Here is a 16,956-nt window from a genome sequence, read left to right on the forward strand (position 1 = left end):
CCGATGTGTTAAATCAATGAAACTTTCCAGAAGGAAGCTAATTCATTATAAACAAAAATTGACAATATAGGCAACATTACTTTAATAAAGCATTAATATTTGTATAAAAAAAAAGAATTCGCTAACATAATGTAAAAGGATGGATAATCGATGAGTGAACCAAAAAGCATGCAACAAATGCAAAATGAAGTAGATGCGTACATAAGCCAGTTTAAAGAAGGATATTTCAGCCCACTTGCAATGATAGCAAGATTATCTGAAGAGCTTGGTGAGCTGGCAAGAGAAGTGAATCATCACTATGGTGAAAAACCAAAAAAAAGCACTGAGGATGAAAAATCAATTGAAGAGGAACTTGGTGATTTGTTATTTGTAGTGATTTGTCTGGCAAACTCATTAAAAATCGACTTGCAAACAGCGCATGACATAGTACTGGAAAAATTTAACACACGTGATAAACATAGGTGGACAAAGAAAAGAGAAGGTGAATAATATGGCTAATCCAATTAAAATTATCGTTGCTGGTCCGCGCGGACGAATGGGGAAGGAAGCAGTCATGCTTGTGAACAATACTCCAGAATTTGAACTTGTTGCAGTTATTGACAGAAGAAATAATGGAGTGATGCTTTCGGATTTAGATGGTTTTTCAAATATGAATGTCCGAATTTATTCAGATGTTGAAGAGTGTTTTCAAAATGTTGAAGCTGATGTATTAATTGATTTAACTATACCGGAAACGGGCTACATACATACAAAAACGGCTTTATCATATGGTGTTCGTCCTGTAGTAGGAACAACTGGATTTACAAAGGAAGAATTGGAAGAATTAAAAGAATTAGCTGAGGAAAAAGAGATAGGTTGTATTATTGCACCCAATTTTGCGATTGGCGCCATTTTAATGATGAAGTTTTCTCAAATGGCTGCAAAGTATTTTGATAATGTTGAAATCATTGAAATGCACCATGATCAAAAATTAGATGCACCTTCAGGTACAGCGGTGAAGACTGCAGAAATGATTTCCGAAAATAGACCTAGTCAGAAGCAAGGGCATCATGATGAACAAGAAACAATATCAGGTGCGAGGGGAGCAGATTATGAGGGGATGCGTATTCATAGTGTAAGATTACCAGGATTAGTCGCTCATCAACAAGTGTTATTCGGGGCAGATGGCCAGTCATTAACTATTCGGCATGACTCATACAACCGGGCATCATTTATGTCGGGAGTAAAAGTTTCTGTTGAAACTGTCATGACATTGAATACTCTTGTATATGGATTAGAACATATATTGGATTAAGAAAAGCGGAAGCGCCTTGGAAAGGGAAGAACGGCTAAGGGCGGCACTAGTAGGTCCTGTACATCGGAGTTAACCAGAAAAAAAGAAGGGGGGACTTTCATGGAACAGCAAACCATTGATATCCTCGCATTTGGCGCGCACGCAGATGATGTAGAGATTGGCATGGCAGGTTCATTGGCCAAATGGTCAGCTGCAGGAAAAAAGATTGTGATATGTGATTTAACCGAAGCTGAATTATCCTCAAATGGAACAGTGATGACCAGGAAAGCGGAAGCGGAAGCAGCATCATGTATACTTGGAATAGCAGAACGTATTAATCTTCATTTGCCTGACCGGGGGTTATTCCTTACGGAAGATAATATTTGTACAATTGCCAATGTCATTCGAAAATATAAACCTACACTTATTTTTGCTCCGTACGAAGAAGATCGGCATCCGGATCATGGAAATTGTGCTCGACTTGTAGAAGAGGCTTTTTTTTCAGCAGGAATAAGAAAGTATAAAGTTGATGGAGGCTATCCATCACATAAAGCGAAAAATTTATATCATTATTATATAAACGGATACACACATCCGGATTTTGTTGTGGATATATCTGAATTCATTGAACAGAAAATCAATGCGCTTCAAGCTTATCAAACTCAATTTTTCCGTGATGACGAGGGTGTTAGTACTCCACTGACAGAAGGGTATATTGAAGGTGTCACAGCGAGGGAGAGACTGTTTGGAAAAGAAGTTGGAGTTTCATTTGCAGAAGGGTTTTCATCCCGGACGCCAATACTATTGAATAAAGATCTATTTGGAGATAAATTATGAGTCTAAAAATCGGAATTACATGCTACCCAACGGTAGGTGGATCGGGTGTAATAGCAACAGAGCTTGGGAAATTATTGGCGGAAAAAGGGCATAAAATCCACTTTATTACGTCCAATATTCCATTTAGGCTTGATGTTTTACATCCTAATATTTTTTTTCATCAAGTTAGTGTTAATCAATATTCGGTTTTTCAATACCCACCATACGATATTGCACTAGCCAGTAAAATGGCTGAAGTAATTAAAAGGGAGAAACTGGATATTCTACATGTTCACTATGCAATTCCACATGCAGTTTGTGCCATTTTGGCAAAACAAATGGCAGGAACGGACGTGAAAATTGTTACAACATTACACGGAACAGATATAACAGTTCTTGGGTATGATCCAACACTTGCAGAAGCTATAAAATTTGGAATCGAAAAATCTGATGTAGTTACAGCTGTTTCCAATGCATTAAAATTAGAAACAAATGAAGTCGTTTCAGCCGATAAAGAAATTAGCGTTATTCATAACTTTATTGATGAAAGAGTGTATAAAAGAGTGGATGCATCACATTTGAGGACTGCATATGGCATTTCATTGGAAGAAAAAGTGGTCATCCACGTTTCCAATTTCCGTAAAGTGAAAAGAGTGCGTGATGTTGTTGCGGCATTTGCAAAGATATCCAGGCAAGTCCCCGCTAAACTCCTTCTCGTTGGAGATGGTCCTGAAAAGACGGGCTTATGTAAATTGGTAAAAGAGTTAAATATAGAGAATCAGGTGCTTTTTTTAGGAAGGCAAGACCACTTAGAGAATTTATATTCCATTAGTGATTTAATGCTGTTATTATCGGAAAAAGAGAGTTTTGGACTTGTCGCTCTTGAAGCAATGTCATGTGGAGTACCATGCATTGGAACAAGGGTTGGAGGTATTCCGGAAGTAATAGAAGATGGATTTAATGGATATCTATGTGAACTAGGTGATTTAAAGGGAATTAGCGAAAAGGCAATCGCTCTTTTACAAGATGACGAAATGTTAACGAGATTTTCGGTCAATGCGTCTTTGACCCCAAAACATCGCTTTAGATCAGATGTGATTGTAGGTGAATACGAAAACTTATATCAATCTCTTATGTCACGTATTAGATAAGGATGAAAGCTATGAACAAAGTTTTTCTTGCTGCGCTTCCGGTTATCCGAAAAATTGAGGATGCAGGCTTTAAAGCTTATTTTGTTGGAGGGGCGGTTCGGGATTTTCTACTTGAAAGAGAAATTCACGATGTCGATATTGCAACTTCCGCCACTCCGTTTGAAATCAAAGACATTTTTTCATCTACTGTAGATGTTGGCATTGACCACGGTACAATTCTAGTTCTCTATAAAGGGCAAAGTTTTGAGGTTACTACTTTTCGTTCAGAATCAAATTATAAAGACTTTCGCAGACCAGATACTGTAACATTTATTCGCTCGCTCCAAGAGGATTTAAAGCGCCGAGATTTTACAATCAATGCGATGGCAATGGATGCAGCTGGTAATATTATCGATCCTTTTAATGGAAAAGCGGATTTGGATCATAAATTGATTAAAACGGTTGGTGAAGCAAAGGAGCGATTTCAAGAAGATGCTTTGAGGTTAATGAGGGCGATCAGGTTTATTAGCCAGCTTGGTTTTTCCCTTGATAAAAAAACCCACGCGGAATTAGCTAATCATGCACATCTGCTCGAGCATATAGCAATTGAAAGAATTTCTGCCGAAATGGGCAAATTGCTTAATGGAAAACATAATGAACAAGCACTTTTTTTGGCGTTAAATACAAACTTGTATTCTTTTTGGCCATCCTTATTTAACGAGCGAGAATTAATTAAGTCGCTCCTCGAATTGCCAATTAGGCAATTAAATGAATTAGAGATGTGGGTATTGTCTTTATATTATTCAAACACAAATCAACCTGTTGATCTATTGAAAAGATGGAAACTGCCGGTCAGAAAAATAAAATTAATTTTACATTCACTCTCAATCTTAAACTGGCGTCTTAACAATAAATGGTCGGACTATCAACTTTACAGCTCCGGCATTGATACTGCGATTATAGTGGAAAGAGTATTCAAAACCATTCAGAAAGAACCTATTAATGATATACATACAGAAATAGAACGTAGATTTAATGAGCTACCGATAGTTTCTCGCTCCGACCTAGCCGTGTCAGGAAAGGATCTATTGGGATGGATTCAAAAACCGGCAGGACCTTGGATGAAAGGGTTAATTAGTAACATAGAAGAGGCTATTCTAAACAAAGAAATTTCTAATGATAAAATGGAAATTAGGAGGTGGGTTGAGTCTTGTCAAAATCCATCAGAAAACAGTTAATAGATGCTCTTTCACAAGCTGATGGTCAGTTTCTTTCAGGACAATCACTCGCCGACGTTATAGGTTGTTCAAGAACAGCGATATGGAAGCATATTGAAGATCTTCGAAAATCGGGATTTGAATTAGAAGCTGTTCGGAAGAAAGGATATCGGATAATTAGTAAGCCCGATCAGCTGACTGAAAATGAAATATTATTAGGATTGGAAACAGAAAGTATGGGACGCCATATTCTTCATTTTGAAACGACAGTATCCACGCAAATTATTGCGCATCAAGCTGCAGTTGATGGGGCCCCTGAGGGAACACTTATCATAGCAGAAGAGCAAACAGGTGGAAAGGGCAGGATGGCTCGGTCCTGGCATTCTTCTAAACAAAAAGGCATCTGGATGAGTTTGATTATTAGACCGCAATTAACACTAGATAAAGCCCCTCAATTTACGTTAATAGCCGCCATTGCTGCGGCACGGGCAATTGAAGGGGTTACTGGGCTTGAACCGGAAATAAAGTGGCCAAATGATCTTCTTTTTAATGGAAAAAAGTTAACAGGGATTTTAACAGAACTACAGGCAGAGGCAGATAAAATCAACTTTGTTGTCATTGGGGTTGGGATCAATGTTAATCAAAACGAAGAAGATTTTCCTCCTTTTGTAAGAGGTTTAGCGACTTCCCTTGCAATCGAATCGGGTACAAATATTTCCAGGACGGCACTTACTCAAAGTTTCTTAAAGAATTTTGAGAGATATTATCACCTATACATAGAAAAAGGCTTTGCCCCGCTAAAAATCATCTGGGAAAGCTATGCAGCGAGCATAGGTAAAAATATTATTGCAAAAACCGTTACGGGAGAAATTACAGGCAAGGCGATTGGTATTACAGATAATGGAGTGTTAAAGATCCAAGATCACGGTGGAAATATTCACCACGTCTATTCAGCCGATATTGAAATTAACTCATAGTCATTGGTAAGAATGTTTGTTATAATTTCCATGGGCAGTATCTATTTCAGAACTGCACCATCATGCAAGCAATAATAATTAAAAATTTTAATCTGCCTTGATCCAATGAGGACGGGGACAGAGGACCGAAAAAAGAGTGAAGATCTAAAGGAGTCCTTCTGCCTGTTTGGGGAGGACTCCTTTTTTATTTAAAATAAATCGATCTTTACTCATATGTATTCGTTTCCTCTGAATTTATAAGGAGGATCAAAATAATGAAGCAAGCAACTGATTTTACTCAAATGAAAGCCCTGGGTGAAAAAATTGCGATGGTTACCGCATACGATTTCCCACAAGCGAAACTGGCTGAAAAAGCCGGGGTCGATCTGCTGCTAGTCGGTGATTCACTTGGGATGGTAGTGCTTGGCTATGAGTCGACAGTTCCAGTAACACTCGATGATATGATTCACCATACGAAAGCAGTCAAGCGCGGTGCGAAAGATACATTTATTGTTACGGATCTTCCATTTATGACTTACCACATCAGCAAGGAAGTAGCGATGAAATCTGCAGCTGCACTTATGCAAGAAGCAGGTGCACACGCAGTTAAAGTTGAAGGCGGGGGTGAAGTGATTGCTTTGATAAAAGATCTCACCGCCGCAGGGGTTCCCGTAATGGCTCATTTGGGATTGACCCCACAAACTGCTGGCGTTTTAGGTGGTTATAAAGTACAAGGGAAAACAGCTGAAGCAGCTTCCCAGTTACTAGAGGAAGCAATAAAATGTCAGGAGGCTGGCGCTTTTGCGATTGTGCTGGAATGTATTCCAAAACAGCTGGCGACTGTCGTTTCTTCGAGTATTAATATCCCGACAATTGGCATTGGGGCGGGAAGTGGTACAGATGGTCAGGTGCTCGTTTATCATGATTTAGTAACTTATGGAGTCGATAGGGTACCAAAGTTTGTAAAAAAATACGGTGATGTAAATAAGGTCGTAGAAGATAGTATTCGCCGATATGTCGACGAAGTAAAGGCATGCTCGTTCCCAGAAGAAAAACATTCTTTTTCAATGAACGAAAAAGAGCTTACATCGCTGTATGGAGGAAAATAATCATGGAAATTATCACAACAAAATCAGCGATGCAGCAAAGAAGTTCTCAGCTAAAAAGATTGGGAAAGTCAATTGGATTTGTACCGACAATGGGATATTTGCATAACGGCCATTTAAAGCTAGTGCATCATGCTAAACAAGATAATGAAATCACAGTCATGAGTATTTTTGTCAACCCCCTTCAGTTTGGAGCGGGTGAAGATTTTGATACTTATCCTCGTGATCACGAGAGAGATAAACGACTCGCTGAAAAAAACGGTGTTGATATTCTTTTTCTGCCAGACCGTGAAGAAATGTATCAAAGTGAATTATCTTTGGACTTAAAGGTTGTAAAGAGGGCGAATATCCTTTGCGGACGAAGCCGACCGGGCCATTTTGATGGTGTCGCGACAGTATTAGTAAAATTATTCAACATTATTCTGCCGGATAGCGTTTATTTTGGAATGAAAGATGCCCAGCAAGTAGCAGTTGTGGATTCTTTGATTAGTCATTTTGATTTTCCAATTACGCTTGTTCCTGTTGAAACGGATAGGGAAGAGGATGGGCTGGCAAGAAGTTCGAGAAATGTTTATTTATCTAAGGAAGAAAGGGAGCAAGCTCCAGCTATCTTCAAAGCGATAAAAACAGGTGAGCTAGCCATCGTTGAGGGAGAACAGAATCCTTCTTCAGTAGTTAAACTTGTGGAAGAGTATATTAATAAAAACACAGATGGAGTTATCGACTATGTAGAAGTATTAAGCTTTCCAGAGCTTACTCCATTAAATCGCCTGCAAGGAAAAATAATAATTGCGGCAGCAGTGAAATTTTCTAAAGCAAGATTGATTGATAATATTATAATTGACCAGATATTGGGGAGGCCATAACATCATGTTTCGTACGATGATGAACGGGAAAATTCACAGAGCAACCGTTACGGAAGCAAATTTGGAATATGTTGGCAGCATTACAATTGATGTCAATATACTAGATGCAGTAGGCATGGTACCGAATGAGAAAGTTCAAATTGTTAATAATAATAATGGTGCCAGGTTAGAAACATATATTATTGAAGGTGAAAGAGGATCGGGTGTAATTTGTGTGAATGGTGCAGCAGCTAGATTAGTACAGCCGGGTGACATTATCATCATAATTTCCTATGCCCTCATTTCGGAGGATAAAATCGAATCTCATCGACCACGGGTTGCTATCATGGCTCCAGATAACCAAGTGAAGGAAATAATATCCTTCGAACCAGAAGCAACAATTTTAGGATAAAATATGTAAAAAACCAGTCGGTGTTAAAATCACTTGGCTGGTTTTCCTGTGAGTGGCTGATGTGATTAGTATTGTGATACAATTGCTGATAGTGGAGTCGAGATTCAATGCTTTTTATCAATGTCTGGCTTCAGGCGCTGGCTAGCTTTGGCCTTACGCTTTTCTTATAAAGGTGTGGATGACGTGTCACGTAAATATGTAGTAGTAGATTTAGAAACAACCGGCAATACGCATGATCGAGGAGATAAAATCATCCAAATTTCTGCAGTTGTCGTTGAAAACTTAAAAATAATTAGCCAATATACGACTTTCGTGAATCCAGGTGTGCCAATCCCTCCATTTATTGAAGAACTAACCGGTATTCATGATGGAATGGTTGCTACTGCTCCTGCTTTTAAAGACATTGCAGTGGACATAAATGAGTTGCTTATTGACTCTATTTTTGTTGCGCATAATGTTCCTTTTGATCTTGGTTTTTTACAAGGCGAGCTGAATGAAGCGGGCTTTCACAATTTTAGCTTTGAGTCGGTCGATACAGTCGAGCTTTCCAAAATATTGCTTCCAGAAGCTCCTAGCTACAAGCTCTCTGAGTTGTCCGAGATGTTAGGCTTCGACCATGAAAACCCCCATCAGGCGGATAGTGATGCGCTTGTTACTGCTGAATTATTGTTAATGCTGATAGAAAAAGCAAGGAAATTGCCACTCGTTACTTTAGAAAAATTAACACATATGGCATTTCAATTAAAAAGTGACATCGGGTCGCTATTTCAATCTATATTAACGGACAAGCGTAAGAGTATTGAGAATCTTCCAGATGACCTAGAAGTATATCGTGGAATCGCAATGAAGAAAAAAATAATCCCTGAGGCGAAAAGCTATGAATTACACGTGGATTATCCGTCAAACACTGATGAAAAGATAGGTTTATTAACCAGGAAAATGAATGGCTACAAACCACGACAAGGCCAAATAGAGATGATGGACACTGTTTATGCTGCACTTAATGAAGATAAACATGCATTAATTGAAGCTGGAACAGGCATCGGCAAATCATTGGCATACTTGTTACCTGCACTCTATTTTGCCTTTGAACATAAGCAACCGGTAATTATTAGTACATATACAATTCAAATGCAGGATCAACTTTTGAATAATGAAATGGAAAGACTATCTAAAATTGTCCCATTTCCTTTTAGAGCTACTATCTTAAAAGGTCGTAGCAATTACTTAAACATGTTGAAATTTGAACAGTCGCTAAATGATAATGAGGGCCATTATGATAGTGTATTGACCAAAATGCAGCTGCTCGTATGGCTAGTGTTTACAGATACTGGTGATATGGATGAATTGAACTTTTCAAGCGGCGGCCATTTATATAAACAAAGAATCAAGCATGATGGTTGGTTCTTTCAGCAAGAAAAAGACCCATGGTATTCACGAGACTTTTACATGCATGCAAGGAAGCTAGCTTCAAACGCAGACATTGTCATAACGAATCATTCTATGCTTTTAATTGATACAGAAACAGAAGTAAATGTACTTCCTGAATATCAATATGTGATTATTGACGAAGCACATCATTTTGAAAGAGCGGCAAGAAAATGTTTTGGAAAAAAAATCGAGTATAATTCATTAAAGTTTTGGATTGGAAGACTTGGAACATTGGACAAAAAGCTTCTTTTCTCAAGGCTGGAAAAAATGATTGAAAGCAAGGGCCTCTCACCTTCCATTCATTCTTTTGAGCTGGACAAGGCAATTATACACCTTGATGAGGAGATCGATGATCTATTTATGTTGTTAAGCAAGATCGTGTCTAAAAACCATCGCAAGAAATCGCAGAAAAGCTTAAAACAACAAATCCGAATAACTGAAAATACTCGATCGGAATCAAAATGGAATCCATTGGCAATGTGTGCTGAGCGTGTATTTGATTATCATCGGCAAATTTGCAAAGGTTTAGAAGAACGCCTAACTTCAATCAAGCAGCATGAAAAAAAGCCAACAGAGTCTGAGCAGGCTTTTTTAGAAGAGGCAAATAGTTTTGTAAAAGGTTGGTTGCAAATAGGAGAAAAAATAAAACAGCTTATTCTTTCACCTTCAGACCAAGAAGTAATCTGGTTAGAAGGTGATGTCAGAGCTCTTCCCAATAGTATTGGTATTTTTTCACAACCTAAGAGTCCCGGCGATTTATTAGCCGAAAGTTTTTTCGCGAATAAAAATAGTGTTGTTTTTACGTCAGCCACACTTACGGTCAACAACTCTTTTAACTTTTTCCTAAGCGAGTTAGGATTAAAAAGAGATCAATTATTAGAAAAAATCATTGCATCTCCTTTTGATTATCGAAAAATCGCGAAATTAATGATTCCGTCGGACCTGCCAGAGATCCGTGGCGCATCCCATGATGAATATATTGAAGCCATTGCTGGACATTTAATTGCGATTGCTGATGCAACTGAAGGTCGAATGCTCGTCTTATTTACTTCTTACGATATGTTAAGCAAAACATATAATTTAATGAAAGATACCGGGGCATTAGATGACTTTGTGATGCTTGCCCAAGGAATTACAGCGGGAAGCCGCTCCCGCCTAACAAAGAGTTTTCAGCAATTCAACAAAGCCATTCTATTTGGAACAAGCAGCTTCTGGGAAGGTGTAGATATTCCTGGAAAAGATTTATCATGCCTTGTTATCGTAAGGTTGCCATTTTCGCCTCCGGACGAACCAATTACGGAAGCTATATATGAAGATATTAAGAAAAGCGGTAAAAATCCATTCTCCGTCCATTCCTTGCCGGAAGCGGTTATTCGATTTAAACAAGGATTCGGAAGATTAATTAGAGGAGAAACAGATCGCGGAGTTGTGATTGTACTCGATAGACGTATTGACACGGCAACATATGGGAGAGCTTTTTTACGCTCGATTCCAGACGTTCCAGTCGTACGTGGACCTTTAAAAGAAATCATTTCAACAATAGAAAAATGGCTTTAAAAAATGAGGGCTGAGAATCGAACCTTCTCCCTTATTTCAAGGTAGAAGATGGCGAGCCAGCCCTAGGATTGTGGGCTAGAATTTTTTTGATAAACGCAAATTTCATCATTTATCCCGTTAATTCCTGATATAATGATGAGTAAATACAGCGTTGTTTAAGATTATTATTGTCAAAAGATTAAACGTTATTTGTGACAATTTTTGTTTGTCGAGGAGGAGCATTATGGACAGTAAAGTAGAAGTACTCTCCACAGTACGAATAAATTATCAACAAGATTTGTATAAAATAGTCGATGCATTGAATAGATCATTAAAAGATCAAGATCTAATGTTTGGGCTTGCCTTGGATAAAAATGAACAAGAAACGGCTATTTTTACAATTTACAAAACATAGGATGGAGTGCTCGATGAAAAAGTGGATTTTAATTATCTCTTTATTACTGATATTGTCTGTCGGTGCCTCTGCATTCGTCTATATTAATGCAAGAGCTCCTCTTAAAAGTGCCGAACAATATGCGGAAAAAAGGGCTAAAACAGAAGCAAATTTGATATCGACCGATCAATTTTATATGTACAACGGTTCAGCCAGTTATTATGTAATAGTTGGTGAACAAAAAAACAAAGAAAAAATAGTGGTATGGATCCCGGAAGATAAAAAACAGAAAATTGTTACGAAAAAATTGTCCGAAGGCGTTTCTGAACGAGAGGCAATAGCAAAGTTATTAAAAGAGGAAAGTCCAAAAAAGATACTTGGTTCGAGGCTTGGAATGGAAAAAAGCCTGCCAGTATGGGAATTAGCATATTTAGATAGAAATTCTAAATTAAATTATTATTATATTCATTTTGACTCAGGTAAATGGTGGAGGAAAATTGAAAATTTATAATAGAAAGCAGGAATATTCATGACAATCAGATTAGCAAATCGAGTAGGAGCCCTGACTCCTTCATCGACTTTAGCTATTACAGCCAAAGCAAAAGAACTTAAATCACAAGGTCTTGACATTATTGGACTTGGAGCAGGCGAGCCGGATTTCAATACGCCCGCTAATATTATTGAGGCCGCTTATAAGTCAATGAAGGACGGAATGACAAAATATACGCCTTCCGGTGGATTACCTGAATTAAAACAAGCAGTAATCCACAAGTTAAAGAGAGATCAAGGTCTTACATATGAAAATTCCCAAATTATCATTGGTAATGGAGCGAAACACGTTTTATATACTCTTTTTCAAGTTTTGCTGAATGAGGGTGACGAAGTAATCATCCCGACCCCGTATTGGGTAAGCTATCCTGAGCAAGTTAAGCTTGCAGGGGGACAGCCAGTTTATGTTGAGGGGAAGGAAGACAAGGACTTTAAAATTACGCCTGCCCAACTTGAAGAAACAATTACGGAAAAGACAAAAGCAATCATTATCAATTCTCCGAGCAATCCAACTGGGATGCTTTATTCGAAAGAGGAGCTTGCTGCATTAGGAGAAGTATGTTTGAGAAATAATATTCTAATCGTTTCTGATGAAATATATGAAAAGTTAGTGTATGCAGAAAATAAACATGTGTCTATTGCACAGTTGTCGCCTGAATTAAAAGCAATTACAATTGTTATTAATGGTGTGTCAAAATCTCACTCGATGACAGGCTGGCGCATCGGATATGCAGCGGGTGATAAAGAAATCATTGGAGCTATGACAGACCTTGCGAGCCATTCAACTTCGAATCCAACAACAACATCACAATTCGGTGCTCTTGAGGCTTATGATGGACCTCAAGAGGCAGTGGAGGAGATGAGGCAGGCATTTGAAGAAAGGCTTAATATCATTTTTGAAAAATTGATTTCAATACCAGGGGTTACTTGTAAAAAACCTCAAGGTGCTTTCTATTTATATCCAAATGTTAAAAAGGCAGCACAATATGCAGGATATGATGATGTAGATCAATTTGTTGAAGGATTGCTGGAAGAAGCACTAGTTGCTGTTATTCCTGGTTCCGGCTTTGGAACACCTGACAATATCCGCTTATCCTATGCAACATCCCTTGACCTTTTAGAAGAAGCGGTAAAACGAATTAGCACTTTTGTGACAAATAAGATGAGCTGAGGGGAAATTCCTTCATCTTGTTTCCGTGGTAAGAGGTCTGTATACTAAATTACATATACTTTGGTTCGAATTGTTTGGAAAGGAATGTTTGATATGAAAACAACTATATCTCAAGTAAATAAATTTGTAGGACAAGAAGTGACAATTGGTGCTTGGTTAGCAAATAAGCGCTCCAGCGGAAAAATTGCCTTTCTTCAGCTTCGTGATGGAACTGGATTTATCCAAGGTGTTGTAGTTAAAAGTGATGTGGATGAAGGGGTATTTCAAACGGCGAAATCACTCTCGCAGGAATCATCCATGTATGTCACTGGAAAAGTTCAAGAAGACAGCCGTTCTCCATTCGGCTTTGAATTGCTCGTGACAAATGTTGAAGTCATTCAAGAGGCAGTGGACTATCCAATCACACCAAAAGAACATGGAACTGAATTTTTAATGGATAACCGCCATTTATGGCTCCGTTCCCGCCGCCAGCATGCAGTTATGAAAATTAGAAATGAAATCATCCGTGCAACATATGAATTTTTTAATGAAAATGGCTTCGTAAAAGTAGATCCACCTATTTTAACTGGAAGTTCACCTGAAGGAACGACTGAACTATTCAAAACCAAATATTTTGAAGAAGATGCCTTTTTGTCCCAGAGCGGTCAGCTTTATATGGAAGCGGCAGCAATGGCCCTTGGCAAAGTCTTTTCATTTGGTCCTACTTTTAGGGCTGAAAAATCAAAAACGCGCCGTCATCTAATTGAATTTTGGATGATTGAGCCGGAAATGGCATTTTATGAGTTTGAGGATAGTTTAAAAGTTCAAGAAGAATATGTTGCACATATTGTTCAATCAGTTTTGAAAAACTGTTCGCTTGAATTAGAAAGACTCGGAAGAGATACATCAAAATTAGAGAAGATTACTGTGCCTTTTCCACGGATTAGCTATGATGATGCAATTAAATTTTTACATGAACAAGGATTTGAGGACATTGAGTGGGGAGATGACTTTGGTGCACCACATGAGACGGCCATCGCTGATCATTTCGACAAGCCTGTGTTCATTACCCATTACCCAACGAAAATTAAACCTTTCTATATGCAACCTGCTCCTGATCGTGATGACGTTGTTCTTTGTGCTGATATGATTGCACCGGAAGGTTATGGTGAAATTATTGGTGGATCAGAACGAATTCATGATTTTGAGTTAATGAAAAAGCAAATAGAAAAGCATAACTTGCCACTGGAAGCTTATAACTGGTATTTAGATCTTTCTAAATACGGATCTGTCCCTCATTCTGGTTTTGGGCTTGGCCTAGAACGAACAGTAGCATGGATTTCAGGAGTAGAGCACGTTAGAGAAACAATCCCATTCCCGCGTTTGCTCAATCGCTTATATCCGTAATAAGAAAAGCGGAAGCGCCCGTTAAGCGACTTGGAACTCGATTCCCTATACACCAACCCGGCCACGTACATGAATGTGCGTGGCTTTACCATCGAAGCGGCTTGCAACTACATGTTATAATCAAGGATGAGGTGTTAAATAAATGGATAAAGAACTAATGGTTTCTTGGATTGAAGCGGGAATAATTCAAATTCCTTATCTTTTGATACAAAAATACCGGGAAATTGGATTAGATGAAAAAGAACTAGTCCTACTTTTACACATACTTTCATTTGCAGAAAAGGGGAATGAATTTCCAACTCCAGAACAAATTTCTGAACGGATGACAATTACAAGCAGTGAATGCTCCTCCGTTTTAAGAAGGCTTGTTCAGTTAGAAATGATTAAAATCGAAGAAGGTTCTAGTGAGGAAATAAGATTTGAAAAATATTCGCTTACGCCATTGTGGATGAAACTTGTAAATGAAATGATCCAAGAAAAAAAACAACTGGATATTAAAAATATCTTTTTGGAAGAACAAGATATTTATTCAACATTTGAGAAAGAATTCGGAAGGCCTCTTTCTCCAATTGAATGTGAATCACTCGCCATGTGGATTGACCAAGACGGACAGGACCCAGTTATTATTAAAGCTGCTCTGCGTGAAGCAGTCATGTCGGGAAAGGTAAACTTTCGCTATATAGATCGTATTTTATTTGAATGGAAGAAAAACGGTATTCAAACATTGGAACAAGCGCGGGTCCATAGTTTAAAGTTCAGGCAAAAGTCAAGGCAGCCTGTTAATCAGACTTCTGCAACTTCCAATGCGGTGCCATTTTATAACTGGCTCGAACAATAAAGCTAAATGCAGTTTGTTCCGATCCAAGTAGGTGATAATATGCTGAATAAACAACAAATTAGATTTTGTCTTGATGAAATGGGAAAAATGTTTCCGGATGCTCATTGTGAGCTCGTACATGCAAATCCTTTTGAATTAGTGATTGCTGTAGCACTCTCAGCGCAATGTACAGATGCACTTGTTAATAGAGTAACAAATAATCTTTTTGAAAAGTATAAAACTCCAGAAGACTACTTATCTGTCCCCTTAAACGAACTAGAAACTGATATTAGATCTATCGGTTTATTCCGCACAAAAGCTAAGAATATTCAAAAGCTATGCAGAATGCTTATTGATGAGTATGGTGGAAAGGTACCTGATCAATATGAAGAATTAGTTAAGCTTCCAGGTGTTGGCAGAAAAACCGCGAATGTTGTTGTATCTGTAGCTTTTGGAGTACCGGCCATTGCTGTCGATACACATGTGGAAAGAGTTAGTAAACGCCTCGCATTTTGCCGCTGGAAAGATAGTGTTCTCGAAGTAGAAAAAACGCTCATGCGGAAAGTTCCTAAAGAGGAATGGTCTGTCACACATCATCGCATGATATTTTTCGGCCGTTACCATTGTAAAGCACAAAATCCACAGTGCCATATTTGTCCACTATTAGAAGTTTGTAGGGAAGGGAAGAAGCGTTTAAAAAAGAGTAAGGGAAGTCCGGATGTTTTGTAGTAATAAAATCAAGGACCACCAGTACTTTATATGTAAATGCATGTAACCTCCTTTGGTAATTAATAGACTCTCGGCATTCATCGAGTCAGATGGTACAAGATTTTCTTGTGCCATTTTTTCATGTCTCCTTCTACTCTTAATAGGGGATAGTTCATTTTTTATTGGTAGAATTTATTGAATGAGATAAATAATCTACATGCAATGCGTCCGCCTGCCACCGTCGATTTCCGTTCCAGGCGGACGCGTTCCGGGGGGCGTGCGGTGAGCCTCCTCAGTCGCTTCGCGTCTTGCGGGGTCTCACCTATCACGCTAATCCCCCAGGAGTCGCCGCCTTCCACTCCAATCAACTGAGATTTTTCTTTGCTCAGGGTAGAGCGACTGTTCATACCTTGTGTTCAAATCTCTTCTTTTTTATAAGAATTCTTTGAAAGGCTTAAGTTTGTTATTTATACAAAGAAGATTTGTTGCTATTTTCGTCGAAACACTTGACTTTTTAAAACCACCACAATAATTGCTGGGGAAGGGATTTATTTCCTTATTAATTAAAACCCAATATCAGGAAAGGGCGAAAAACCATTTCCATCCAGTTCGGGAATTTGTAAGAAAGTTAATCGATCGTTTTTTCCGGTATGGCTCCAAGAAAAAGAAGCTTCCAGGGGGACCGATTGTTTACCAATACTACTAGAACTTCTGAAAAGTGGCAGCTCATTTATAATCGCCGTACATACGTAGAACGTTCAAACAAAAGGGAAGATTATCACTTGGAATCTGGTAGGCATCGGTCCACAAAAATTTGGTCATAAGGATATATGCCATCATGGGGTCAACATGACGCTTGGTATGCTCATCAAAAAATTGAACTATCGTTCCTTAACAGTCATATTTTCTTCAATGGTTTAATCTTTTTTAAAAGGCTCAGTTCTAAGTGATGAGTGATTATTGCTTTTAAAAAAAAACCTGATGAGGGTTGATTGGAGCGAAAGTGCGAGACTCCTGCGGGATCAGCGGGACAGGTGAGACCCCACAGGCGTTTACGCCGAGGAGGCTCACCGCTCGCCCCGCGGAAAGCGAGCAACTGTAGCGGAAATCAACCACGCAATACCTTGCTAAAGCAACAATACTTGCAAAAACAGGTTTTAAAAAATATATATGTAGAGTTCTTTGGCATGTCTTTTATTGAAAAAACGA

General features: G+C 38.5%; 16 protein-coding genes. All 16 read left to right on the forward strand.

Annotation, left to right across the window (positions count from 1 at the left end; all coding sequences use genetic code 11):
- The first annotated feature begins 150 nt into the window (after positions 1 to 150).
- Positions 151 to 489, forward strand: a complete 339-nt coding sequence (locus KHA88_RS03465) for a nucleotide pyrophosphohydrolase (protein ID WP_213097149.1) — start codon at positions 151 to 153, stop codon at positions 487 to 489.
- Between the two features lies 1 nt (position 490).
- Positions 491 to 1,294: a 4-hydroxy-tetrahydrodipicolinate reductase gene (dapB, locus tag KHA88_RS03470; protein ID WP_213121395.1), complete on the forward strand. Its 804-nt coding sequence runs from the start codon at positions 491 to 493 to the stop codon at positions 1,292 to 1,294.
- Positions 1,295 to 1,393: 99 nt separating this feature from the next.
- Positions 1,394 to 2,110: a bacillithiol biosynthesis deacetylase BshB1 gene (bshB1, locus tag KHA88_RS03475; RefSeq protein ID WP_213121396.1), complete on the forward strand. Its 717-nt coding sequence runs from the start codon at positions 1,394 to 1,396 to the stop codon at positions 2,108 to 2,110.
- Positions 2,107 to 3,240 carry an N-acetyl-alpha-D-glucosaminyl L-malate synthase BshA gene (bshA, locus tag KHA88_RS03480; RefSeq protein ID WP_213097146.1) on the forward strand — a complete coding sequence of 378 codons (1,134 nt, stop codon included), beginning with the start codon at positions 2,107 to 2,109 and terminating at the stop codon, positions 3,238 to 3,240. Before bshB1 ends, bshA begins: the two co-directional genes overlap by 4 nt.
- Positions 3,241 to 3,251: 11 nt before the next feature.
- Entirely contained in the window at positions 3,252 to 4,457 is a 1,206-nt protein-coding gene (locus KHA88_RS03485) for a CCA tRNA nucleotidyltransferase (RefSeq protein WP_213121397.1), read from the forward strand.
- Entirely contained in the window at positions 4,430 to 5,413 is a 984-nt protein-coding gene (locus KHA88_RS03490) for a biotin--[acetyl-CoA-carboxylase] ligase (RefSeq protein ID WP_213121398.1), read from the forward strand. The genes KHA88_RS03485 and KHA88_RS03490 overlap by 28 nt, the downstream gene beginning before the upstream one ends.
- A 254-nt stretch (positions 5,414 to 5,667) precedes the next feature.
- The gene (panB, locus tag KHA88_RS03495; protein WP_213097143.1) at positions 5,668 to 6,501 is read left to right on the forward strand and encodes a 3-methyl-2-oxobutanoate hydroxymethyltransferase; all 834 of its coding nucleotides are present in this window, start codon (positions 5,668 to 5,670) and stop codon (positions 6,499 to 6,501) included.
- A gap of 2 nt (positions 6,502 to 6,503) precedes the next feature.
- Positions 6,504 to 7,364 (forward strand): pantoate--beta-alanine ligase, encoded by an 861-nt coding sequence (gene panC / locus KHA88_RS03500; RefSeq protein ID WP_213121399.1) that lies wholly within the window; start codon positions 6,504 to 6,506, stop codon positions 7,362 to 7,364.
- Between the two features lie 4 nt (positions 7,365 to 7,368).
- A complete protein-coding gene (gene panD / locus KHA88_RS03505) occupies positions 7,369 to 7,755 on the forward strand; it encodes an aspartate 1-decarboxylase (protein WP_213097141.1) in 387 nt (128 codons plus the stop codon).
- Positions 7,756 to 7,875: 120 nt separating this feature from the next.
- Complete coding sequence (gene dinG, locus KHA88_RS03510) at positions 7,876 to 10,743, forward strand: ATP-dependent DNA helicase DinG (protein WP_213106927.1); 2,868 nt, start codon at positions 7,876 to 7,878, stop codon at positions 10,741 to 10,743.
- 223 nt (positions 10,744 to 10,966) lie between these two features.
- On the forward strand, positions 10,967 to 11,137 hold the full coding sequence (locus KHA88_RS03515; RefSeq protein ID WP_213097139.1) for a YpmA family protein: 171 nt from the start codon (positions 10,967 to 10,969) through the stop codon (positions 11,135 to 11,137).
- A gap of 13 nt (positions 11,138 to 11,150) precedes the next feature.
- Entirely contained in the window at positions 11,151 to 11,627 is a 477-nt protein-coding gene (locus KHA88_RS03520; protein ID WP_213097138.1) for a cell wall elongation regulator TseB-like domain-containing protein, read from the forward strand.
- 18 nt (positions 11,628 to 11,645) lie between these two features.
- Entirely contained in the window at positions 11,646 to 12,836 is a 1,191-nt protein-coding gene (locus KHA88_RS03525; RefSeq protein ID WP_249312879.1) for a pyridoxal phosphate-dependent aminotransferase, read from the forward strand.
- Between the two features lie 93 nt (positions 12,837 to 12,929).
- Complete coding sequence (asnS, locus tag KHA88_RS03530; protein WP_213097137.1) at positions 12,930 to 14,222, forward strand: asparagine--tRNA ligase; 1,293 nt, start codon at positions 12,930 to 12,932, stop codon at positions 14,220 to 14,222.
- 142 nt (positions 14,223 to 14,364) lie between these two features.
- Positions 14,365 to 15,060 (forward strand): DnaD domain-containing protein, encoded by a 696-nt coding sequence (locus tag KHA88_RS03535; RefSeq protein WP_213097136.1) that lies wholly within the window; start codon positions 14,365 to 14,367, stop codon positions 15,058 to 15,060.
- A gap of 39 nt (positions 15,061 to 15,099) precedes the next feature.
- Positions 15,100 to 15,768, forward strand: coding sequence for an endonuclease III (nth, locus tag KHA88_RS03540; protein WP_213121731.1), 669 nt, complete (start codon positions 15,100 to 15,102; stop codon positions 15,766 to 15,768).
- The last annotated feature ends 1,188 nt before the right edge of the window (positions 15,769 to 16,956 follow it).

Source organism: Lederbergia citrea (genome assembly GCF_018343525.1).
Lineage (GTDB): Bacteria > Bacillota > Bacilli > Bacillales > Bacillaceae_C > Lederbergia > Lederbergia citrea.

Coding starts and splice junctions, on each gene's coding strand:
- KHA88_RS03535 (WP_213097136.1), top strand. CDS start 14,365: ATGGATAAAGAACTAATGGTTTCTTGGATTGAAGCGGGAATAATTCAA.
- dapB (WP_213121395.1), top strand. CDS start 491: ATGGCTAATCCAATTAAAATTATCGTTGCTGGTCCGCGCGGACGAATG.
- KHA88_RS03465 (WP_213097149.1), top strand. CDS start 151: ATGAGTGAACCAAAAAGCATGCAACAAATGCAAAATGAAGTAGATGCG.
- panC (WP_213121399.1), top strand. CDS start 6,504: ATGGAAATTATCACAACAAAATCAGCGATGCAGCAAAGAAGTTCTCAG.
- bshB1 (WP_213121396.1), top strand. CDS start 1,394: ATGGAACAGCAAACCATTGATATCCTCGCATTTGGCGCGCACGCAGAT.
- bshA (WP_213097146.1), top strand. CDS start 2,107: ATGAGTCTAAAAATCGGAATTACATGCTACCCAACGGTAGGTGGATCG.
- panD (WP_213097141.1), top strand. CDS start 7,369: ATGTTTCGTACGATGATGAACGGGAAAATTCACAGAGCAACCGTTACG.
- KHA88_RS03485 (WP_213121397.1), top strand. CDS start 3,252: ATGAACAAAGTTTTTCTTGCTGCGCTTCCGGTTATCCGAAAAATTGAG.
- KHA88_RS03525 (WP_249312879.1), top strand. CDS start 11,646: ATGACAATCAGATTAGCAAATCGAGTAGGAGCCCTGACTCCTTCATCG.
- KHA88_RS03520 (WP_213097138.1), top strand. CDS start 11,151: ATGAAAAAGTGGATTTTAATTATCTCTTTATTACTGATATTGTCTGTC.
- KHA88_RS03515 (WP_213097139.1), top strand. CDS start 10,967: ATGGACAGTAAAGTAGAAGTACTCTCCACAGTACGAATAAATTATCAA.
- nth (WP_213121731.1), top strand. CDS start 15,100: ATGCTGAATAAACAACAAATTAGATTTTGTCTTGATGAAATGGGAAAA.
- panB (WP_213097143.1), top strand. CDS start 5,668: ATGAAGCAAGCAACTGATTTTACTCAAATGAAAGCCCTGGGTGAAAAA.
- asnS (WP_213097137.1), top strand. CDS start 12,930: ATGAAAACAACTATATCTCAAGTAAATAAATTTGTAGGACAAGAAGTG.
- dinG (WP_213106927.1), top strand. CDS start 7,876: ATGTCTGGCTTCAGGCGCTGGCTAGCTTTGGCCTTACGCTTTTCTTAT.